The following is a 20159-nucleotide window of genomic DNA, read 5'->3' as shown; positions in this document are numbered from 1 at the left end:
GGGGGGAAGCAGACAATGGAAAAAATTCTGGAAGTTAAGGATCTTGAGCTTTCCTTCAATACGTTCGCTGGTGAAGTAAAAGCGATCCGTGGCGTGAATTTTGATCTCTATAAGGGAGAAACGCTGGCGATTGTGGGGGAATCCGGTTCCGGTAAGTCTGTCACAACTAAATCGATCATGCGTCTCTTGCCTGAAAACTCTGCTGAATTCAAGAGTGGAGAAATTCTGTTTGACGGACGTGATCTGACAAAGCTGAAAGATAAAGAAATGCAAAAAATCAGAGGAAAAGATATCTCAATGATTTTCCAGGATCCAATGACTTCGCTGAATCCGACAATGAAAATCGGTACTCAAATCATTGAACCGCTTCTAAAACATCAAAAAGTCGGAAAGGCAGAAGCGAAACGGATTGCGGTTGACCTTCTGCGGATGGTTGGTATGCCGAATCCTGAACAGCGGATGAAGCAATATCCTCACCAGTTTTCCGGTGGTCAGCGTCAGCGGATCGTCATTGCAGTCGCTTTGGCTTGCAATCCCAAAATATTGATTGCTGATGAGCCGACTACCGCACTTGATGTAACCATCCAAGCGCAAATCCTGGAATTGATGAAAGATTTGCAGAAAAAAATTGATACATCGATCATTTTTATCACCCATGACCTTGGCGTTGTTGCTAATATTGCTGACCGGGTAGCCGTTATGTATGGCGGGAAAATTGTAGAAATCGGTACGGTGGATGAGATTTTCTATAATCCACAGCACCCGTATACATGGGGGCTCCTCAGCTCCATGCCGTCTGTTGATACTGCGGATGAGAAATTGTATGCAATTCCAGGTACACCGCCCGATCTGCTGTCACCGCCTAAAGGAGATGCTTTTGCTCTTCGAAGCGATTATGCCCTTCAAATCGACCTCGAAGAATCACCGCCTTTCTTCAAGGTCAGTGATACACATTATGCAGCAACATGGCTTCTGCATCCCGATGCACCACAAGTGGAGCCGCCAACGATGATCATTGAACGAATGAAGAGTTATCCGGGAAGCCGCTACTATGAGGGGGGCAAAGTAAATGTCTGAAAAGCTGTTGGAAATTCGAAACTTGAAGCAGTATTTCAATAAAGACAAAGCAAATGAAGTCCGGGCAGTTGATGATATTACATTTGATATATACAAAGGTGAAACGCTCGGCCTGGTAGGTGAGTCTGGCTGTGGTAAATCAACAACCGGGCGGACTATTATCCGCCTCTATGATGCTACCGCAGGCGAAGTATACTTCAATGGCGAGAACGTCCATGGAAAAAAGTCAAAAAAAGACTTGAAGAAATTTAACCGTAAAATGCAGATGATTTTCCAGGATCCTTACGCTTCTCTTAATCCGCGCATGAAAGTTATGGACATCATTGCAGAAGGTATTGATATCCATGGTCTTGCCAAAAATCAGACAGACCGAAAAGAAATGGTCCATGATCTGCTTGAGACTGTCGGACTCAGCAAAGAACACGCCAATCGCTATCCGCATGAATTTTCTGGCGGGCAGCGGCAGCGTCTTGGCATTGCCCGTGCATTGGCTGTTGATCCAGAATTCATCATTGCCGATGAACCGATTTCTGCTCTTGATGTATCCATCCAGGCGCAGGTGGTTAACCTGCTGAGAGAACTCCAGCAGCAGAAAGGGCTGACATATTTGTTCATCGCCCATGATCTGTCCATGGTTAAGTATATCTCTGACCGGATTGGCGTTATGTATTTCGGCAAGCTTGTTGAATTGGCTCCGGCAGATGAACTGTACAAAAACCCGCTTCATCCGTATACCCAGTCACTCCTGTCTGCAATTCCACTTCCGGATCCGGACTATGAACGGAACCGCGTACGGAAGTCATATGATCCTGCTGTACACAAATACGAAGATGGTGAAGAGATTGCCATGCGCGAAGTGACATCGGGGCATTATGTATTCTGTTCTGAACGGGAATTCGAATCGTTAAAACAGGAAAAAGCCACGTTCTGAATCACATAACCATAAATAAGTTTCCAAGCAACACCCAAGCCACAGAGATCCGAAAACATCGGTCTCTGTGGCTTTGTTTGACAACGTAAACCGGGTGTCGCAAGGGATGTGTGTTATGTATGGAAATCATCCGTTTACAGCTCAAGAGAAAGCATATCGGTGGTTCATCCGATAAATCCTTTCCTTTCATTTGGTTACTTGTTAAAATGAATAGAATACTGAGAAGAGGTGCTGTCAAGACATGAAATGGCTGAAACAAGTATCTGCTGCTGTCATCGCCGCTGGTGTACTAGCTGTACCGCAAGTGCATGCTGCTGAGCAGGCGAATGTGCAAGATTTCGCCCTCCGTGCATATAGTAATTTTCCAATCAACCCTGAACTCGTAGCTGCTACGAAACTGTTTTATTATGATTCCGGTTTGGATTTTACATATCCTGATGCAGTCCGGGGAATTTTCCTGACGGGGCATTCAGCTGGAGGTGCCCGGTTCAGTCAGCTGGCCGATTATGTTGAGTCGACTGATCTTAATGCAATGGTTATTGATATTAAAGATGATTTCGGCCATTTAACGTATGAGCCGGAAGAAGGATCGGAACTTGCAGAGTTTGACATCGGCAAGCCGTATATCGCTGATCCGCGTTCGCTGTTAGAGGAAATGGAAGAACGGGAGATTTATCCGATTGCCCGTATTGTTGTATTCAAGGATACAGAACTGGCGGAACGCCGCCCGGAGCTTTCTTATACAGCCGGGGGAGAAGTGTGGAAGAATGGACGCGGAGAGGCATTCGTCAATCCGTATATGAAAGAAGTATGGGATTATAACGTCCAGATTGCGATAGAAGCCGCTAAAATGGGATTTCAGGAAATCCAGTTCGACTATGTGCGTTTTCCTGAAGGGTTCGGCTATATGGACGAGGAGCTGACCTATTCCAGAGGGGACTATGAGGAATCCGACTTAGATTCAGTCCAGAGCCGGGTACAGGCAGTGACGGATTTCGTTGCCTATGCGGAAGAACGACTTGAGCCGTATGGTGTCGATGTATCTGTGGATATATTCGGCTATGCAGCTATGGTACCTGAGGAGCCGAATATCGGACAGAACTTCTCTAAAATTTCTGAGAATGTAGATGTGATTTCGGCGATGATTTATCCGAGTCACTGGGGACCTTCTTTTGGCCTTGATAAGCCGGACTTGTACCCTTATGAATTGATCGATGGCTATGCGGAAGCTGAAAGCGCACGGATTGCCGAATTGGAGAATCCGCCGGTATCACGGCCATGGATCCAGGACTTCACTGCGTCTTATCTTGGTTCAGGGAATTACAAAGTCTATGGCCCGCAGGAAGTGGAAGCGCAGATTAAAGCGTTGAAAGATAACGGAATCAATGAGTACTTGTTATGGAATGCCGGAAATAAGTACACAAATGGAGTCGACTATACCCCTTGATCAAATTGAAACGGCCGCTCTGAAAACAGAGCGGTTTTTTGCTGTTTTCTGAAACTATTGCCTGTCTGGAACGTACTATATAAGGAAGAAATTTTTCAAAAAGAAATTCGTAATTGAGAATATTTTTTTTGGAAAACAGTTTATTTTTCAGTGTTCAAGGGTAAATTAATACCACTTGAGAGTATTACTAAAAGCGTCAGTGACAGCCAAGATAATTGCCGTAATGAATTCGCATGGAGCTTCACTTTTTTTAGATTATATTGTATCAACTTGACTGGTTTTATTGTATAATGATGTTAGACTTCTAAATTAAAGTGATTCTAATCTGGAAATAAATACAGTTTCCCGAATCCGAAAGGAAGTGTCCGCAGTGATCGTAACACTATTTACTTCACCAAGTTGCACATCTTGCAGAAAAGCAAAGGCCTGGCTTGAAGAACATGACATTCCATATACAGAACGAAACATTTTCTCTGAACCATTGACGATCAGTGAAATCAAAGAGATCCTCCGGATGACAGAGGATGGAACCGACGAAATCATCTCCACCCGGTCTAAGATTTTCCAAAAACTGAATGTTGATTTGGAATCTTTGCCTCTGCAACGTCTGTACGAACTGATCCAGGAACATCCGGGTCTGCTTCGCCGTCCGATCATCATGGACGAGAAACGGTTGCAGGTCGGGTACAATGAAGATGAAATCCGCCGTTTCCTGCCGCGCAAAGTAAGAGCGTATCAATTGCTTGAAGCGCAGCGCATGGTGAATTAGAATAAATAACCAAAAGCTGACCGGATCTGTTGGAAACTCATACACTAAATCCGGCAGCTTTTTTCTATCCTGTTTAGTTGCAACTCACCGGAAATTAGGTTAAAATCTCTTTACTTTCCTAAAAACTGTTTAGTTTGCCGGCAGACGGGGAAGCAGAGAAACAACAAGAAAACAACAAGAGATTTACAACGGAGCGGCTTTGGAGACACCGTTTCTCCTGGTCCATTTCGAGAGGAGAGATGTAAAATGGACATTGAGCGCGTGAATGACAATACAGTAAAGTTTTACATTTCCTATGTCGATGTAGAAGAACGGGGCTTTACCCGCGATGAAATATGGTTTAACAAGGAAAAAAGCGAAGAGCTTTTCTGGGAAATGATGGACGAAGTGCACGAGGAAGCAGATTTCGAGATGGAAGGTCCGCTTTGGATTCAAGTTCAGGCAATGGACAAAGGACTTGAAGTGACTGTGACCAAAGCCCAGTTGACGAAAGACGGACAAAAAATGGACATTCCGGGAGAATTGGAAGAGCGCCGTAAAATGTTCATGGGCGAAGAAAATCCGGAATTTGACGATTATGATGCCATGTTCGACCAGCACACAGCCGGCCGTCTGGATTATACATTCGTTCTTTCAGAGGTAGAGGAACTTGTACCGGTTGCCAGGAACCTGAAATACGTTCAGCTGGATTCCAAGCTTTATTTCTTTGAAGGTAAGTACTATCTGTATGTCAGTTTTGACGAAATCATCCACTCTGATGAAGATGTCCAGAATTATGTCAGCATCATTTCAGAGCATTTGGACGGTTCAATGACTACAATTCACCGGCTGCAGGAATACGGCAAAGAAATATTTGCCGACCATGCACTGACCAATACCGAATATTATTTCGGCTAAGCTGTTTCACAGCAAATAGCTTCTAAAGGCATTCCCGAATGACTCTCATTCGGAAATGCCTTTTTTGTATAGACACAAGGCAGCTGTGTAATCAGAACACAGGGCTCTGTGCAAGGTGACCCAAAGGAAAGTGCATTATTTATAGATAGTTTTTTGCTCCGTCTATATTAAAATCTGACTTGTTTTTTGATTGGGCTGTTTCCGGTTGCGACAGTGGAATGCTTTCCCATATAATTCGGAAAAGGAGAGTGATTAGTATACTGACCGCAAAGACGCAGGACGATCAATTGATCATCCTGACAAAAACGATAAGCCGTACGGAACTTCACCGGTTGAGACAGACCCGATATTTTTTTTGCCCGCTATGCAACGAAAAACTCCTCCTGAAGATTGGCAGTGTGAAAATTCCCCATTTCGCACATCAGCATCATTCGCTTTGTGCATCATTAAGTGAACCTGAATCCCCAAAACATTTATCCGGCAAACATCAGCTCCATTCCTTTTTTACCAGCAGAAAATTTTCCTGTCAGCTTGAAGTATATATTCAGCCGATTGCTCAACGTGCTGATCTCCTAATCAGTGATACCTATGCAGTTGAATATCAATGCAGCCCGATTCCGGCTGAAGAAGTGGAGAGAAGGACAGCGGGTTACCGGAAAGCCGGCTTTACTCCTTGCTGGATTTCAGGGACTGCCGCACCTGTTTCAGAAGGAGTCCAAGCACTAAAGCTAAGAGTATTTGAACAGGCGATACTAAAACAGCAAAACTGCGTACTGTTCTTTGATCCGGACCGGGACATGTTTTGCTATGCTTCTAATCTTTTCTATTTAGGCGGGAATCGGTGGGCAGGAAAAGTGAGATCACTCCCTGCTAGTCAGCAGATATTTCCATTTGCCCGGGCACGGCCGGTAAACAAGGAGGAGTTTCGGCAAATCTGCCTGTTGTTCCGTTCAGAGCGCGACCGCCTTGTCCGAGCCCGCAAATTCGGCAGCCGGCACTTAAAGGATCCATTTTGGCGGGTGATTTACAAAATGCGGTACAATGTTGAACAGCTGCCTCCATTCCTGGGTGTGCCGATTCAATATGCAGAAGTTTTCCGGATGCACGCAGTTCTTTGGCAGCTGCTTGTCATAGAAGGGGATTTTAATGAAGAATTTCTGGTAAATTCCGGCAGAATCAGCATTGCAGCGGGCGATGAAGAGACTGCAAAACGCGTAATCAAACAATATGCATTGGCTTATCAGCAATTGGTAGACACGGATTCTGAAGAAGATATGGCTGCATTCCTGTTTTCTCAAAGTTGCAAAACATATTGAAGGTTGAGAAAATAAGGGAGGATGGATATTCAACGAACAGGAAGAGAGGAACAAAAGATGAACAATAAAGTAAAAACACGTAAAGAAGTCCCTGAAGAACTGACCTGGAGACTTGAGGATATTTTTGCAACAGATGCGGATTGGGAGACTGAGTTTAAAGAAGTCAGTGCAATGGTGGAACAGGCGGACTCCTATCAGGGCCGGCTTACTGAGAGTGCGGATGCCCTTCTTGAAGTGCTTACATACCGCGATGCGGTGTCAGAGCGACTTCACCGGCTTTATACATACTCGCATATGCGCTATGACCAGGACACGACCAATGCCCATTATCAGGCACTGGACAGCCGGATGAATTCACTGCTCGCCAAGACCGGTGCTTCCCTGTCGTTTTTGACACCTGAAATTCTTTCATTGGATGAGAGTGCACTGAATGAGTTTGTGGATAGCCATGAAGGTCTTCAGATGTACCGCCAGTCTTTGGAGGAACTGAATAAACTCCGTCCGCATGTATTACCGGCCGATCAGGAAGCACTGATGGCCCAGATGAGCGAAGTGGCTGCAGCTCCCGCACAGACATTCGGCATGCTGAATAATGCCGATCTCGAATTCCCGGTCATTACCGGTGAAGACGGCCAGGAAGTCCAGGTGACACACGGCAGCTACGTCCGCTTTTTGGAAAGCGAAGACCGCCGTGTCAGACAGGATGCTTTCCAAGCAGTATATGAAACATACGGAAACTTCCGAAATACGTTCGCTTCAACGCTCTCGGGTACGGTGAAGAGGGATAACATCACTGCCCGTATCCGGAATTACCGTTCAGCCCGGGAAGCGGCATTGTCGGCCGACCATATTCCGGAGAGCGTTTACGATAATTTAGTTGAAACAGTGAATGACAATTTATCGCTTCTGCATCGCTATGTCGCACTCCGTAAAAAAGTTCTTGAACTGGATGCCGTCCATATGTATGATATGTACACTCCTTTAGTAAAAGAAGTGAAAATGGACACCCCATATGAAGAAGCGCAGCAAATGTTGCTTAAAGGACTCGCGCCTCTTGGTGAGGACTACAGCGGTATCCTGCAAGAAGGAATCACCAATCGCTGGGTGGATGTCGTGGAGACAAAAGGAAAGCGCAGCGGCGCTTATTCTTCAGGCGCCTATGGAACAAATCCCTATATCCTGATGAACTGGCATGATAATATTGAAAATCTGTTTACGCTTGCCCATGAGTTCGGACATAGCGTTCACAGCTATTATTCCCGTCAGAACCAGCCATACGTCTATGGGAATTATTCCATCTTCGTAGCAGAAGTGGCATCTACTTGCAACGAGGCATTGCTGAATGATTATCTTATGGAACAAACGAATAACGACCTGGAACATATTTACTTGCTGAATCGCTGGCTGGACGGCTTCCGCGGAACCGTATTCCGACAGACTATGTTCGCTGAATTTGAGCATGTGATCCATCAAATGGATCAAAATGGAGAAGCGTTGACAGCCGATAAACTGACTGAGGTCTATTATGAACTGAACAAGAAGTATTTCGGTGAAGAAGCATTCATCGATGAAGAGATCGGACTTGAATGGGCCCGTATCCCTCATTTCTACTATAATTATTATGTGTTCCAGTATGCAACCGGCTTCAGTGCTGCTGTAGCTTTAAGCCAGCAGATCCTTGAAGAAGGAGAGCCGGCTGTCAGGCGGTACATCGATAATTTCCTGAAAGCAGGAAGTTCAGATTATCCGATTGAAGTGCTGAAAGCGGCCGGAGTAGACATGACCTCATCTGAACCGATTGAGCAGGCATGCAAAGTGTTTGAAGAAAAACTGAATGAACTGGAAAGTCTGTTGGCAAAACAATAATAGAAATAAGACTGCAGTTTATCCCGTCTTAAACAGGGAGAACTGCAGTCTTTTTCAGTTTTTACCAGCGTAATAAGAGGCCGAGAGAGGTTGTTGTCCAGGCCTTATGGAAGGTCAAAAAGAGACGTAGTCCTTTTGGCCTGCTGACTGACTTGGTGTTTAACTAGGTCCATACAGGGGAAATTCAGGTAGTAAGCGCATTGAATTAAGGAGGAAATGAGATGAAAACGTGGAAAACGGTATTGATAGCTATTGTGATAGCGGTAGCTGCTTTCCTAATTTATGGATTGATTGAACCATATCTTTTAGATGTAGAAGAAGAAGAAGCTGCAATTCCTAACTTGCCTGCTGAATGGGAAGGGCAGGAAATCGCAGTGTTCGGAGATTTCCAGGTCGGCATGTGGCTGGATAATAAAAGTACTGTCGAAGAAGCCGTTGAAAAAATTGTCGACCGGGATCCGGCGGCTGTCCTGATACTCGGTGACTTTATCTATCATCCTGAAGACCAATCAGAGGCGGAAGTGGCACAAGCCGTCGAGGTGCTGCGCCCGATTGGAGAAGCTGATATTCCAGTCTATACGGTACTTGGCAATCATGATTATGGACTGGATAAAAAAGAAGGGAACCCATCGCCTGAAACAGTGGAGAGGCTTCGGAATGCATTGGCAGATATGGGTATTGAAGTGCTCCATAACGAAGCTGTTGCACTTGATGCAGAAGGCGCAGTCCTTGCTGATGGGGAATCCGGGCTTTATATCGCAGGAATTGGTTCAGAGTGGGCAGAGGAAGATGTGCCGGCTGCAGCATTCGAAGAAATACCGGATGAAGCGCCGCGGGTCGCCCTGATGCACAATCCGAATTCCTTTGAAGAAATTCCGGTAGATTCAGCACCGCTGGCTGTTGCGGGACATACACATGGCGGACAGATCAGCCTGCCAGGACTGCCGCAATGGTCTTGGGTAGCATTGACTTCAGAAGAGCCAGTCCATATAGACGGATGGGCAGACAGCGATTATGGAGCTGAAGGGAACCGGCTCTATATCAATCGGGGCATCGGTATGAGTGCGGTGCCGATCAGATTCAATGCTAAACCGGAACTGACGTTTTTTACACTGAATGCAGCAGAATAGAAAAACTATGATTGTCAATCTGGCCGGATATGGCGAAACTGTGAAATCGTTTGTGAAATATTGCATTAACAATTATAGTATGATAAATTTAAGGTGTGAAATAAATCACAAGCAAACATACACCCCTTTGTTTGAGCGTGAACATTTCTCCCATCCCCTTTGTGTAATAACAGAAGAAAAGCTTCTTTCCGAGAGGAAGAAGCTTTTCTTCGTTTATCAGCTTGTTTCAGCAAAAAAGAACTGCAGCCAGGAATAAACTCCTGGCTGCAGTTCTTCTTATTTCACTTTCCAGAGTGTACCTTCGGGATGGTCAATGCAGGTCAGCTTCTGCTGAAGAAGGTGTTTTTTCAGTTCCCGTTCAGCCAGCTGTTCCGGAATATTATAAATCGAGGCGATTTCTCGCGTCGCAAGAGTTTGGTATTTTTTAAAGAGTTCATCCATCGGCGGAGGATCCTGTCGCTTTGGTTCCACCTTGCCGAGCATTTCTTTTAGAACAGCTTCATAAATATCATACGTATAAAGACCAGCGACTTTGACTCCTTCATCTTCAATGTTTTCATTAAAGAATACAATGCTTGGAACAACATCGACTTCCATTTCACGAGTAATCTGCATATCACATTGAAAAGCCTTTGCTGCTTGAGCGGAATGGAAATCCTGCTGGAATTCATCTAAGTCCAGTGTCGCTTCTTCAGCGATATCGAGCAAAATTGAATATGAGGCAACATCTTTCGTTTTCAGGAATAAATGTTCCTGAAGACTATGGAAAAACCGGCTGCCAGCGCGTCTGCCCTGAAGTTCAGCTGCTTTGATGGCAACTGAAGCGAGCACAGGGTGAGTCGAACTGTTCTTCTGCTCTGTTTTTTCGAAACCGACCGTATTTAGAGCGGTCAATTTGGTGGCCAATACGGTTCGTACTGTAAAATAAGTGCCATATTCAATCTGTAATTTGCGGATGACGGATTGCAATTTCCAGCTTTTTTCGCAAAGTGGACTCACAAATACATAAAGCTCCAGCCGTTTTTTTGGGTCGGGAGCCGGAACAACATCAAAAGATGGGTCCTGATAATTCAACTCCACACCTCCTCTTCGTCTGGCCGATTCACCATGTGATGAGCCGTCATGACAAGCCGCTGGTAAAAGACTTCACGGAACTTTCCTTCCAATCCGACTTCATCCATTGCATCGCTCATGCATTCCAGCCAGGCCTGTGCGCGTTCCGGAGTAATCGGAAAGGGTGAATGGCGTGCCTTCAGCATCGGATGTCCGTGTTCGGCGGAGTAGAGATTCGGCCCGCCTAAATATTGAGTCATAAACTGCTTCTGCTTACGGGCAGTTTCAGATAAATCATCTGGAAAAATCGGCTTTAGCTTCGGATGCTTGCCGACGCGTGCATAAAAAGCGTCGATCAGCTGTGACAGTTTTTCCGCACCAATCTGCTCGTACGGAAGTATCGGTTTCTCAGTCATATAACAATCTCCTTTGCTTCAACCTGTGTACTCATTCTATCAACGCTTGCAGTTTTTCACAAATATATCGACCGGCAATCCGGATCGCTTATAAGCAATCCGGCATCCAAATCAGTCCCGCGTCAGGTATTTGACCAGCCGGGCGATCTTTTTATCAGCCGGCCGGGCCGGAATATGATGTTCCTTCAGAAACTGTTCAAACCGCTCTTTACCTTTCACTGCATCTTCTGTTTCATACTCAAGCTCGTAATCTTCCTCGGTTCCATATTCAGAATGGTCAAAGACGAGAAGTCCTTCTTCATGTGGCGCTTCAAGCCGCCGGGTTGTCAGTGTGCCAAAGGGCTGGAGATCTGCAGGGGCAATATTGAGCGATTCCAGTGTTTCAGTCACCTCGGGGGCAAAAAAGCCCTCACCATTCAGCATGGCAGCTGCCTGTTCTTCAGTTAATTCGTCGGTGATTTCATAATTCCCATCGGGAGCAGGGGTTTTTAATGTGCACTCAATTTCTTTATCGGTCTGGCGAATGCGGAGCGCACATTTTTGCTTGCGCAATTGGCCGTCTGGGGTATCGAAATAATGATTCACCTGTACATGGGCTTCCTGATAGGTAAAATTAAAATGGGAGAGCAATCGCTGATATTCATCTTTCGTCAGCATATTTTTATATTCGATCTCAAGCTCTTTTGTCACATTTATCACTCCAGTCTTGCGGATTCCGTGCTGTGAACACTCTTTCATTATCAGCTAACTTTTCGCAATCTGCAACGAAAGGCAAGCTGTGCTAAAATAACGATAAGTGAAGCAGCTGGAAAAGGAGAGGATCGGATGCACAAGTTTGCCGATATTTCGTCAGCTAAGCATGATGAACTGGAGAGCCGGTTCTATATCAATGAAGAAGAGCCGTTCCAATTGCTGGAAGCAACCGGTGAAATGACGGCGGATCCGGAAAACGGCGCAATCATTTACCGGCTGAGTACAGGAAAAAAAGCGGTGTATGTGCGCTTTGAACGGAAATGGAACCACGCATTAGCCGTTGCGCTGCAGCAGGATCGGCTGCCATCCATCGTCTGGGGAAATCAGACCATTCCGCTGCTGCAGTTCCATGAAGAGCTCCTGCGACTTCTGGACAGCGCAGATCAGACAGAAACGGCGTTCCCGGCAGAGGAGAGGGAATTGTTCCGGGAAGCAGTGGCTTTTCGGCGCCGGGGACAGTGAGGAGGACCGGGTGATGGGACAGTGGGAACAGTTTTTGGCACCTTACAAGCAGGCTGTGGACGAACTGAAAGTGAAATTCCGCGGCATGCGGGGACAATTTGAAACAGAAAACCAAAATTCACCGATTGAGTTTGTAACCGGCCGGGTAAAGCCTCTTCCGAGTATTTATGACAAATCGCTGGAAAAAGGAATCCCGTTCGAACCTTCGGACCGGCTGGCACATGAACTGCAGGATATTGCCGGTTTGCGCATGATGTGCCAGTTTGTTGATGATATTGAGACGGTCGTGCATTTGCTCCGTCAGCGGAGAGACCTGCATATTGTCGAGGAAAAGGATTATATTTCCCATAAGAAGCAGAGCGGCTACCGTTCATATCATGTCATTGCGGAATATCCTGTGCAGACCATCGACGGAGAAAAGAAGATCCTTGTCGAAATCCAGATACGGACGCTGGCAATGAATTTTTGGGCCTCAATCGAACATTCGATGAATTATAAATACAAAGGTGCGTTCCCTGAGGAGATTCAGCGCCGGCTGCAGGGAGCAGCAGAAGCAGCATTTCGGCTGGATGAGGAAATGTCGCTGATCCGGCATGAGATACAAGAAGCACAGGCTTATTTCAGTGAATTTAAAGAAGCGCCGGGATCCCGATTTTCCTCGAAGCGCGAAGGAGGACGAACTGACGCATGAAATTCTATATCCAATCAAGAAGTGATGAATTGTCCAACGAATTGGCTGCAACAGCAAGAGGATATTTGGAGGACTTCGGTATGAGCTGGGATGAAGCGGCTCCGGACGTGGTCCTGTCCATCGGCGGTGACGGAACATTGCTGCATGCATTTCATCAGTACCGGGATCAGCTGGACCAGGTCGCTTTTGTCGGCATACATACAGGCCATCTCGGATTCTACGCCGACTGGAAGCCGATTGAAATTGAAAAACTGGTTCTATCCATTGCTAAAAAAGAATATAAGGTAATTGAATACCCATTACTTGAAGTGAATGTGGTATGTGAACAGGAAAATGCTTCTGCCCGGTACCTGGCGTTGAATGAATCGACTGTAAAATCACCGGACGTCACCCTTGTTATGGACGTCTTCTTAAACGGGGACCATTTCGAGCGTTTCAGAGGAGACGGCCTCTGCATGTCGACCCCATCCGGCAGTACAGCGTACAATAAAGCGCTGGGCGGTGCGATCATTCATCCATCACTTCAGGCCATGCAGCTGACAGAAATGGCATCGATCAATAACCGTGTATTCCGAACGGTGGGTTCATCACTGGTGTTGCCTGCCCATCACCAATGCGTTCTGAAACCGGCGAAGGTACAGGATTTCATGATTACAGTCGACCACCTGCATCTGCTGCATAAGAATGTAACGGCAATCGAGTATGATGTAGCAAAAGAGAAAGTCCGTTTCGCCAGATTTCGGCCATTTCCGTTCTGGGAACGGGTGCATGATTCATTCATCGAAGGCAGTGAACATTAATGCAGCCTTTTCAGCTGACATTTACAGCCCGAAAAAGCCAGCTGCTTCGGGAAGCACTGGCGGAATGGGGCATATCAAAACGGACGCTGTCAGCTGTTAAGTTTGAAGGAGGCCAGCTCCTGGTGAACGGCTGTGCGCAGACGGTGCGTCATGTACTGAATTGCGGAGACAGCGTAACTGTCGTTTTTCCACTGGAGGAACGGAGTCCGGGGCTGCTGGCAGAAGAAGCCATGCTAACTGTCGTATACGAGGACGAGGCAGTGTTTATTGCAGACAAGCCGGCAGGCAAGAGTACAATTCCTTCACGCGACCATCCGGCTGGCACGCTTGCAAATGCTGTTGCAGCTCATTTCGAGAAGACGGGAACACCTGCGACAATCCATGTCGTAACCCGTCTGGACCGGAATACATCCGGCCTCGTCTGTATTGCAAAGAATCGTCACATTCATCATGTGCTGTCCCAGGAACAGCAGAACGGGCAGATGAAACGGCAGTATGAGGCGCTGGTCCATGGAACGCCTCTTAGAAGCGAATGGGCGATTACAGCACCGATCGGTCGAAAATCCGGCTCTATCATTGAACGGGAAGTCCGCGCTGACGGCCAGCATGCGCATACTGAAGTAACAGTGCTGAATCGTTATCCGAATTATACGCATGTCGGCCTGCAGCTTGGCACCGGCCGGACCCATCAGATCCGGGTTCATTTATCGCATGCAGGCTATCCGTTGCTGGGGGATGATTTATACGGAGGGCCGACAGAGCTGATTGACCGGCAGGCACTCCACTGCACCCGCCTTACCTTCATCCACCCGGTCAGCCGGGAACCTTTTGTATTCTCTTCGCCGCTTCCTTCAGATATGAAGCATCTCCTTCAAACATAATGATGGAACCGGTCCGGCTCGAACGGCTGCCGGGAAGGAACTGAAACAATGGTTTTTTCGGGATAGCGGAATGCTGAGAGGGCGCCTCCGAATACACAGCCGGTATCAATATTGACCGTGCGATTCATAAAGTATGGTTCGGAGGTCGGGGTATGGCCATACACCACCCACTGTTTTCCGTTGTAGTGTTTCGCCCAATCCCGGCGGACGGGACGGCCATCGGGATGGAAACCTCCGGTAACATCGCCATAAAGCACAAACGAACTGATTTTTTTCGAAATCGGCTGTCCGATCATATTCTCGCGTATCCCGGCATGCGCCACCACGAGTTCATTGTCAAACTGCTGATATAGCGGTAAAGCCTCATAGAACTTCTTATAACGCTTGCGGAAGATTTCCTGTTCTTTGAGCGGCAGTGCTTTCCATTCCGCTATGGTCGTTTCTAGTCCGTGTGCAATCTGAACATGGTTTCCAAGAAAGTACCTGTAAAGCTTATTGCAGTGATTGCCTGGAGAGTAGGAGAGATTGCCGGCATCCTGCATACTGAACAGCAGCCGGAGGACGGAAAGGGAGTCCGGGCCGCGGTCCGGTGCATCTCCGACAAATGCGAGCTGCCGGCCTGCCGGGTGCCGGTATGTGCCATTCAGGCTTGCTTTATATCCGAGTTTTTCAATAAGCTGATTCAATTCGGCAAAACAGCCGTGAATATCACCGATTACATCTACTTTCATCTTTTCTCACCTCTGTTCTTAGTGTATCGTATTGAAGAGAAAGAACAAATCGATGGAGCCGAAAGGAGGGAGCAGCTGATGGCGGAAGAACAAATTACAGCACAGGGGCGTGAACTGGACGAGGAACTCCTGATGGATTTGCTGGAACGGCGGGAAGTCGAGGCGTTCCGGGAAGAGTTTTTATCCCATCATCCATACGACCAGTCCGTTTTTTATGTGAAGGCAGATCCGGATGTACGGCAGCTGCTCTACCAGTATTTATCTCCGGACGAAATGGCGGACATCTACGAAGCAATTGAGCTGGATGATGACCAGTACGAAGCATACTTCAGAGAGATGAATGCAAATTACGCAGCCGATCTGCTTGCTGATATGTATACGGATGATGCAGTTGATATTCTAAATGAATTAAATAAAGAACAAGTCGTCAGTTACCTGACCATCATGGATAGGGAAGCGGCACAGAAAATCAAAGATCTGCTTCATTATGAGGAATATACAGCCGGCTCCATTATGACAACGGAATTCGTTGCCATCCCGAAGAACTCCACGGTCCGTTCTGCAATGAATATTTTGCGGAATGCAGCGCCTGACGCCGAGACGATTTATTATGTGTTCGTGATTGACGAAGAGAAGCGATTGTCCGGGATCATCACGCTCCGGGATCTGATTATTGCAGATGAAGACACACTGATCAGTTCCATCATGAATGAACGAGTAGTCAGTGTATCAGTCAGTGAAGACCAGGAGGAAGTGGCGCGCATGATCCGCGATTATGACTTCCTGGCCTTGCCGGTCGTCGATTTCCAGCACCATCTCCTCGGCATTATCACGGTTGATGATGTCATCGATGTAATTGAAGAAGAAGCGTCAGATGACTACTCTAAACTTGCGGCGGTTTCCAATATGGAGACATTCGACCGGGGACCGCTCACGGCAGCGAAAAAGCGATTGCCTTGGCTTGTGCTTCTCTTGTTTCTGGGAATGATTACAGCCAACCTGATGGGACTGTTTGAAGAAACACTTGATCAAGTGGCATTGCTGGCTGTGTTCATCCCGCTGATTGCAGGGATGGCAGGCAATAGCGGCACGCAGGCGCTAGCTGTTGCGGTCCGCGGAATTGCAACAGGAGATATTGAAGAAGAAAGCAAATTGAAACTGCTGGCCAGAGAGGCGGGGACAGGGCTCATTACGGGCCTTGCTTGTGCCACTGTTGTTATTTTGCTCGTTTATTTCTGGAAAGGTGATTTGCTGATCGGACTGCTTGTCGGTGCGGCTATTTTCAGTTCTATTTTCGTGGCGACGCTGGCCGGGTCTTTCATTCCGCTGCTGATTCACCGTATGAAAATCGACCCGGCTGTGGCATCCGGGCCATTCATCACAACGCTGAACGATATTATCAGTATTGTTATTTACCTGGGATTGGCAACACTGTTTCTGGGAGACTTATAGAAAAGTGCAAATTGCACTTTTCTTTTTTATCATGTAATATTAGCACCAGGTAATAAAAAAGGCAGGAGGAGAATAAAATGACTATTTCATTAGCCGGCAAGACATTTGTCATCATGGGCGTGGCCAATAAGCGCAGTATCGCATGGGGGATTGCGCGCTCCCTGGACGCTGCGGGGGCAAACTTGATTTTTACATATGCAGGAGAACGGTTTGAAAAACCGGTCCGGGATCTCGTTGATACGTTAGAAGGGAATCATGAGCTGGCATTGCCATGTGACGTGACCAGTGACGAAGACGTGGAAAGATGTTTCAGCCAAATCGGGGAGCAAGCCGGAAAAATCGACGGTCTTGCACATTGCATCGCATTTGCAAAGACAGAAGAACTCAAAGGGGATTTCTCAGACACTTCCCGGGAAGGATTTCTGCTTGCACAAAACATTTCATCGTATTCACTCACAATCATCGCGAAGCATGCAAAGCCGCTCATGACAGAAGGCGGAAGCATTGTGACACTGACGTATATCGGCGGGGAACGTGTAATGCCGAATTATAATGTGATGGGTGTCGCCAAGGCGTCACTGGAGATGTCTGTCCGTTACTTGGCCCATGATCTCGGTCGGAGCAATATCCGGGTCAATGCCATTTCAGCAGGACCGATCCGCACATTATCAGCAAAAGGCGTCGGCGATTTCAACACGATTCTTAAGGAAATTGAAGAAAAAGCACCACTGCACCGCAACACGACACCGGAAGAAGTCGGCGACACAGCCGCGTTCCTGTTCAGTCAGATGTCCCGGGGCATTACGGGCGAAGTCATTCATGTGGACAGCGGCTATCATATTCTTTAAGGAAATCAGCAAGACATTTCTTTCAATCCAGGCACCGGATTTTTCCGGTGCTTTTTTTTCGTAGAAATACCAAATTAAACTGCACAAAAACCCGGACTGCCTGCAGTCCGGGTTGAGTGGTTTATAGCGTTTTTTCCATTGTCTTATGCGGAATTCCTGCACTCAGAAATTCTTCTGAAACGGTCGTGTAACCCAGGTTCTCATAGAAGGGAAGTGCATGAACCTGCGCATTGAGCCGTACAATATGAAGTTTTTGAGTCCGTGCATATTCTTCTGCCTCAGTCATCATCATGGCGCCGATTCCGTGTCCCCGAAATTCGGGGAGGACACAGATCCGTTCCGCTTTACCGATGCCCTGTTCGATAATCCGCAACCGGCCCGCTGCAATCGGCTGCTGAAGATTATAGCCGATAAAATGCACAGCGGTTTTGTCCCACTCATCAAACTCAATGTCAGGTGAAACGCCTTGCTCATCGGTGAACACCCGTCTCCGCACGTCAAAAGCCTGTTCTTTTTCCAGTGATGTTTCAGCAACCTTCAGTTTCAGCACTCAGGATTTCTCTCCTGTCAGTCTGAATGTTTCATACACTTGCCAGGATCCGTCTTCCAGCTGATACAGCAGATGAAAGCGGTCAATGGTCTCTTTATGATCCATGCCGGCCATTTTAAGCTGGCCATAGATATCAGCATGCTCTGAATCTGACAGCTGCTGAGCAATCGTGATATGCGGTACATACTGGAATTGCGGCGGCCCTCCGAAGAAATCGGAATGCAGGTCTTCATGGAGACTCATGAGCTCAGGTGTCTGTTCCACTTTAAGATATAGCGTGTTCGTAACAGGTGCAAATGAGCTCACCTTGGTTACATGCATCATGAACGGCGAATGCCGTTTTGCAACCTTCTCGATTTCGATGGCAATTTCTTTAATTTTCGCATCGTCTGCCCGGAACGCATCTTTCAGCGTCATATGTGGGGTGATTTTGGCATAATGCGGATCATACCGCTTCCGGTAAGAATTCGCAATATCCTGCATTTCTTTTGATGGAAATGCTGCAACGCCATACTTCATAACTGATGACCTCCTCATCTGAATCATTACTCGCGCTTTCATTATAGCAAATATAGCTGGTGGATGGTGAACAGGTCATTGGCCGAAGTTCAGACGCAATGCGCGTTCCATATCCCGTTGCCAGTACTTCCACGTATGTCCGCCTGCGAACTCTTCGTAAAATGATGAAAATCCTTTTTGTTCCAACAATTGATGCAGCGTCCGGTTTGGTTCCAGGAAATTTTCCCGTCCGCCTTGGGTAGTCGGCACTTCCGTTTCTTCCTCGCCGATCACATGATAGATGGAGAAAGCATGCGGTTCTGTGAAACTCTTTACTTTTTCGAGGACCGTTTCATCGACCATCGGTGAATGCATGATGACACGGCCGAAGCTGTTCGGGTATTTTATGGCTGTCAGCAATGAAACAGTGGCTGCAAGAGAATCACCCATCAATGCGCGGCCATTGCCAATCTGGTAAGTCGGATACTCCCGATCCAGATAAGGAACGACTTCATGTGCCAGAAACCGGACATAAGCTGCATGCTGGCTGCCATCCGGATGATACTTTTCCCATCGGTCCTTAACGCTCTTATAAGGAATCCCGACCAGGATCACGTTCTCGATCTCGTTGGTTTCCAGCAACGCATCTGCTGTCCGGGAAACCCGGCCCATCTGAAAATAATCCCGGCCATCGGACATGATAATGACTGTATACTTATAAAGCGGGGAGTAATTGGCAGGAACGTAAATGAGTAATTCCATTTCTTCCTGTAACTCGTTGCTGTAAAGTGCGACTTCCTGTATAACGCCTCGTTCCATTTGTCATCCTCCCGGTTTGGATTTTATGAAAATTGTAACATACTGATAGAACAAGGTATAATTATAGAAGCTGCATAAGTCTGGCAGAGGAAAGGGGTTTTTTAAAAATGAAAGAGCAAGATGGAAGAAAAATGCGGGTGCATTCGGATGAAGTGACAAAAGCGACCCACACTGCTCTGGAGAGGCGCGGCGTCACAGTTGAAGATATTGCGGAAATCGTGTTTGAAATGCAGGTCCCGTATAATAATGGACTGACGATGCAGCACTGCATTGAATCCGTTGAGAGCGTGCTGATGAAACGGGAAGTACAACATGCCCTGCTTGTCGGCATCGAACTTGATGAACTTGCGGAACAGGGCAAGTTATCGAGCCCGCTTCAGCAAATTGTCGATTCGGATGAAGGGCTGTTCGGAGTGGACGAAATGATCGGGCTTGGTGCTGTCCTGACGTACGGAAGCATTGCAGTCACCACGTTTGGCCATCTGGATAAAAATAAAGTCGGCATCATCCATAAACTTGATACTAAACACGGCGAAGGTGTCCATACCTTCCTCGACGATCTCGTGGCCAGTGTCACCGCTTGTGCATCTTCCCGCATTGCGCACCGGACAAGAGACCTGGAAGAACAGGGCCGGACGTTTGAAGATGTGGATCCGGATGATACTGCACCGGAAACAAACGTAAAAGGCGCAGAAATGTAGGGGTTGGAAAAAGTATAAATCCTGGCATTTCCAAAAAACGCTGTTTTTTTGCGGCCATGTTTCATTTTTGA

General features: G+C 47.0%; 22 protein-coding genes. 15 read left to right on the top strand and 7 right to left on the bottom strand.

Annotation, left to right across the window (positions count from 1 at the left end; all coding sequences use genetic code 11):
* The first annotated feature begins 15 nt into the window (after window positions 1-15).
* The 8 genes from B0X71_RS12940 (at window position 16) to B0X71_RS12905 (ending at window position 9433) form a co-directional block, all read left to right on the top strand.
* Window positions 16-1077, top strand: a complete 1062-nt coding sequence (locus B0X71_RS12940; protein WP_077589813.1) for an ABC transporter ATP-binding protein — start codon at window positions 16-18, stop codon at window positions 1075-1077.
* Complete coding sequence (locus tag B0X71_RS12935) at window positions 1070-2008, top strand: ABC transporter ATP-binding protein (RefSeq protein WP_077589812.1); 939 nt, start codon at window positions 1070-1072, stop codon at window positions 2006-2008. The genes B0X71_RS12940 and B0X71_RS12935 overlap by 8 nt, the downstream gene beginning before the upstream one ends.
* A gap of 241 nt (window positions 2009-2249) precedes the next feature.
* Complete coding sequence (locus B0X71_RS12930) at window positions 2250-3455, top strand: putative glycoside hydrolase (protein WP_077589811.1); 1206 nt, start codon at window positions 2250-2252, stop codon at window positions 3453-3455.
* Window positions 3456-3828: 373 nt separating this feature from the next.
* Complete coding sequence (gene spxA, locus B0X71_RS12925; RefSeq protein ID WP_164474933.1) at window positions 3829-4224, top strand: transcriptional regulator SpxA; 396 nt, start codon at window positions 3829-3831, stop codon at window positions 4222-4224.
* A 246-nt stretch (window positions 4225-4470) separates the two neighbouring features.
* On the top strand, window positions 4471-5121 hold the full coding sequence (mecA, locus tag B0X71_RS12920; RefSeq protein WP_077589809.1) for an adaptor protein MecA: 651 nt from the start codon (window positions 4471-4473) through the stop codon (window positions 5119-5121).
* Between the two features lie 248 nt (window positions 5122-5369).
* Entirely contained in the window at window positions 5370-6437 is a 1068-nt protein-coding gene (locus B0X71_RS12915; protein ID WP_198038591.1) for a competence protein CoiA, read from the top strand.
* A gap of 57 nt (window positions 6438-6494) precedes the next feature.
* Complete coding sequence (gene pepF / locus B0X71_RS12910) at window positions 6495-8303, top strand: oligoendopeptidase F (protein WP_077589807.1); 1809 nt, start codon at window positions 6495-6497, stop codon at window positions 8301-8303.
* 221 nt (window positions 8304-8524) lie between these two features.
* Window positions 8525-9433 (top strand): metallophosphoesterase, encoded by a 909-nt coding sequence (locus B0X71_RS12905; protein ID WP_077589806.1) that lies wholly within the window; start codon window positions 8525-8527, stop codon window positions 9431-9433.
* A 276-nt stretch (window positions 9434-9709) separates the two neighbouring features.
* Here the strand turns inward: B0X71_RS12905 and B0X71_RS12895 are convergent, their stop codons facing one another.
* The 3 genes from B0X71_RS12895 to B0X71_RS12885 all read right to left on the bottom strand — a co-directional run bounded on the left by B0X71_RS12895 (window position 9710) and on the right by B0X71_RS12885 (window position 11592).
* Complete coding sequence (locus B0X71_RS12895; RefSeq protein WP_077589804.1) at window positions 9710-10507, bottom strand: DsbA family protein; 798 nt, start codon at window positions 10505-10507, stop codon at window positions 9710-9712.
* Window positions 10504-10902, bottom strand: a complete 399-nt coding sequence (locus tag B0X71_RS12890; RefSeq protein WP_077589803.1) for a globin domain-containing protein — start codon at window positions 10900-10902, stop codon at window positions 10504-10506. Before B0X71_RS12890 ends, B0X71_RS12895 begins: the two co-directional genes overlap by 4 nt.
* 111 nt (window positions 10903-11013) lie before the next feature.
* Complete coding sequence (locus B0X71_RS12885; RefSeq protein WP_077589802.1) at window positions 11014-11592, bottom strand: CYTH domain-containing protein; 579 nt, start codon at window positions 11590-11592, stop codon at window positions 11014-11016.
* A gap of 135 nt (window positions 11593-11727) precedes the next feature.
* On the opposite strand from B0X71_RS12885, the gene B0X71_RS12880 reads away from it, so the two are divergent.
* Genes B0X71_RS12880 through B0X71_RS12865 form a run of 4 tightly spaced genes read left to right on the top strand, consistent with a single transcriptional unit; the run spans window position 11728 to window position 14489 of the window.
* Window positions 11728-12117 (top strand): UPF0738 family protein, encoded by a 390-nt coding sequence (locus B0X71_RS12880; protein WP_077589801.1) that lies wholly within the window; start codon window positions 11728-11730, stop codon window positions 12115-12117.
* 13 nt (window positions 12118-12130) lie between these two features.
* Window positions 12131-12808: a GTP diphosphokinase gene (locus B0X71_RS12875; RefSeq protein ID WP_077589800.1), complete on the top strand. Its 678-nt coding sequence runs from the start codon at window positions 12131-12133 to the stop codon at window positions 12806-12808.
* A complete protein-coding gene (locus B0X71_RS12870) occupies window positions 12805-13608 on the top strand; it encodes an NAD kinase (RefSeq protein WP_077589799.1) in 804 nt (267 codons plus the stop codon). Before B0X71_RS12875 ends, B0X71_RS12870 begins: the two co-directional genes overlap by 4 nt.
* Window positions 13608-14489 carry an RluA family pseudouridine synthase gene (locus B0X71_RS12865; RefSeq protein WP_077589798.1) on the top strand — a complete coding sequence of 294 codons (882 nt, stop codon included), beginning with the start codon at window positions 13608-13610 and terminating at the stop codon, window positions 14487-14489. The genes B0X71_RS12870 and B0X71_RS12865 overlap by 1 nt, the downstream gene beginning before the upstream one ends.
* Here B0X71_RS12865 and prpE read toward each other — a convergent pair.
* Complete coding sequence (prpE, locus tag B0X71_RS12860; protein WP_077589797.1) at window positions 14480-15220, bottom strand: bis(5'-nucleosyl)-tetraphosphatase PrpE; 741 nt, start codon at window positions 15218-15220, stop codon at window positions 14480-14482. The two genes, B0X71_RS12865 and prpE, sit on opposite strands and share 10 nt — an antisense overlap.
* A gap of 78 nt (window positions 15221-15298) precedes the next feature.
* Between prpE and mgtE the strand changes: the two genes are divergently transcribed.
* Window positions 15299-16672 carry a magnesium transporter gene (gene mgtE / locus B0X71_RS12855; protein WP_077589796.1) on the top strand — a complete coding sequence of 458 codons (1374 nt, stop codon included), beginning with the start codon at window positions 15299-15301 and terminating at the stop codon, window positions 16670-16672.
* A 77-nt stretch (window positions 16673-16749) separates the two neighbouring features.
* Complete coding sequence (gene fabI, locus B0X71_RS12850; protein ID WP_077589795.1) at window positions 16750-17520, top strand: enoyl-ACP reductase FabI; 771 nt, start codon at window positions 16750-16752, stop codon at window positions 17518-17520.
* A gap of 121 nt (window positions 17521-17641) precedes the next feature.
* Here the strand turns inward: fabI and B0X71_RS12845 are convergent, their stop codons facing one another.
* The 3 genes from B0X71_RS12845 to B0X71_RS12835 all read right to left on the bottom strand — a co-directional run bounded on the left by B0X71_RS12845 (window position 17642) and on the right by B0X71_RS12835 (window position 19387).
* A complete protein-coding gene (locus tag B0X71_RS12845) occupies window positions 17642-18070 on the bottom strand; it encodes a GNAT family N-acetyltransferase (RefSeq protein ID WP_077589794.1) in 429 nt (142 codons plus the stop codon).
* The gene (locus tag B0X71_RS12840) at window positions 18071-18589 is read right to left on the bottom strand and encodes a YjcG family protein (RefSeq protein ID WP_077589793.1); all 519 of its coding nucleotides are present in this window, start codon (window positions 18587-18589) and stop codon (window positions 18071-18073) included. It abuts the gene before it with no gap.
* Window positions 18590-18664: 75 nt separating this feature from the next.
* On the bottom strand, window positions 18665-19387 hold the full coding sequence (locus B0X71_RS12835; protein ID WP_077589792.1) for an alpha/beta hydrolase: 723 nt from the start codon (window positions 19385-19387) through the stop codon (window positions 18665-18667).
* 107 nt (window positions 19388-19494) lie between these two features.
* Between B0X71_RS12835 and B0X71_RS12830 the strand changes: the two genes are divergently transcribed.
* A complete protein-coding gene (locus B0X71_RS12830) occupies window positions 19495-20088 on the top strand; it encodes a phosphatidylglycerophosphatase A family protein (protein WP_077589791.1) in 594 nt (197 codons plus the stop codon).
* The last annotated feature ends 71 nt before the right edge of the window (window positions 20089-20159 follow it).

Source organism: Planococcus lenghuensis, assembly GCF_001999905.1.
Classification (GTDB): domain Bacteria; phylum Bacillota; class Bacilli; order Bacillales_A; family Planococcaceae; genus Indiicoccus; species Indiicoccus lenghuensis.
Note: the sequence above shows the minus strand (reverse complement) of the source record. Positions and strands in the feature narration are given on the sequence as shown.

Bases quoted from the DNA above. Each gene is read 5' to 3' on its own strand.
- B0X71_RS12940 (WP_077589813.1), top strand. From the start codon at position 16: ATGGAAAAAATTCTGGAAGTTAAGGATCTTGAGCTTTCCTTCAATACG.
- B0X71_RS12935 (WP_077589812.1), top strand. From the start codon at position 1,070: ATGTCTGAAAAGCTGTTGGAAATTCGAAACTTGAAGCAGTATTTCAAT.
- B0X71_RS12930 (WP_077589811.1), top strand. From the start codon at position 2,250: ATGAAATGGCTGAAACAAGTATCTGCTGCTGTCATCGCCGCTGGTGTA.
- mecA (WP_077589809.1), top strand. From the start codon at position 4,471: ATGGACATTGAGCGCGTGAATGACAATACAGTAAAGTTTTACATTTCC.
- pepF (WP_077589807.1), top strand. From the start codon at position 6,495: ATGAACAATAAAGTAAAAACACGTAAAGAAGTCCCTGAAGAACTGACC.
- B0X71_RS12905 (WP_077589806.1), top strand. From the start codon at position 8,525: ATGAAAACGTGGAAAACGGTATTGATAGCTATTGTGATAGCGGTAGCT.
- B0X71_RS12890 (WP_077589803.1), bottom strand. From the start codon at position 10,902: ATGACTGAGAAACCGATACTTCCGTACGAGCAGATTGGTGCGGAAAAA.
- B0X71_RS12880 (WP_077589801.1), top strand. From the start codon at position 11,728: ATGCACAAGTTTGCCGATATTTCGTCAGCTAAGCATGATGAACTGGAG.
- B0X71_RS12875 (WP_077589800.1), top strand. From the start codon at position 12,131: ATGGGACAGTGGGAACAGTTTTTGGCACCTTACAAGCAGGCTGTGGAC.
- B0X71_RS12870 (WP_077589799.1), top strand. From the start codon at position 12,805: ATGAAATTCTATATCCAATCAAGAAGTGATGAATTGTCCAACGAATTG.
- B0X71_RS12865 (WP_077589798.1), top strand. From the start codon at position 13,608: ATGCAGCCTTTTCAGCTGACATTTACAGCCCGAAAAAGCCAGCTGCTT.
- prpE (WP_077589797.1), bottom strand. From the start codon at position 15,220: ATGAAAGTAGATGTAATCGGTGATATTCACGGCTGTTTTGCCGAATTG.
- mgtE (WP_077589796.1), top strand. From the start codon at position 15,299: ATGGCGGAAGAACAAATTACAGCACAGGGGCGTGAACTGGACGAGGAA.
- fabI (WP_077589795.1), top strand. From the start codon at position 16,750: ATGACTATTTCATTAGCCGGCAAGACATTTGTCATCATGGGCGTGGCC.
- B0X71_RS12840 (WP_077589793.1), bottom strand. From the start codon at position 18,589: ATGAAGTATGGCGTTGCAGCATTTCCATCAAAAGAAATGCAGGATATT.
- B0X71_RS12835 (WP_077589792.1), bottom strand. From the start codon at position 19,387: ATGGAACGAGGCGTTATACAGGAAGTCGCACTTTACAGCAACGAGTTA.
- B0X71_RS12830 (WP_077589791.1), top strand. From the start codon at position 19,495: ATGAAAGAGCAAGATGGAAGAAAAATGCGGGTGCATTCGGATGAAGTG.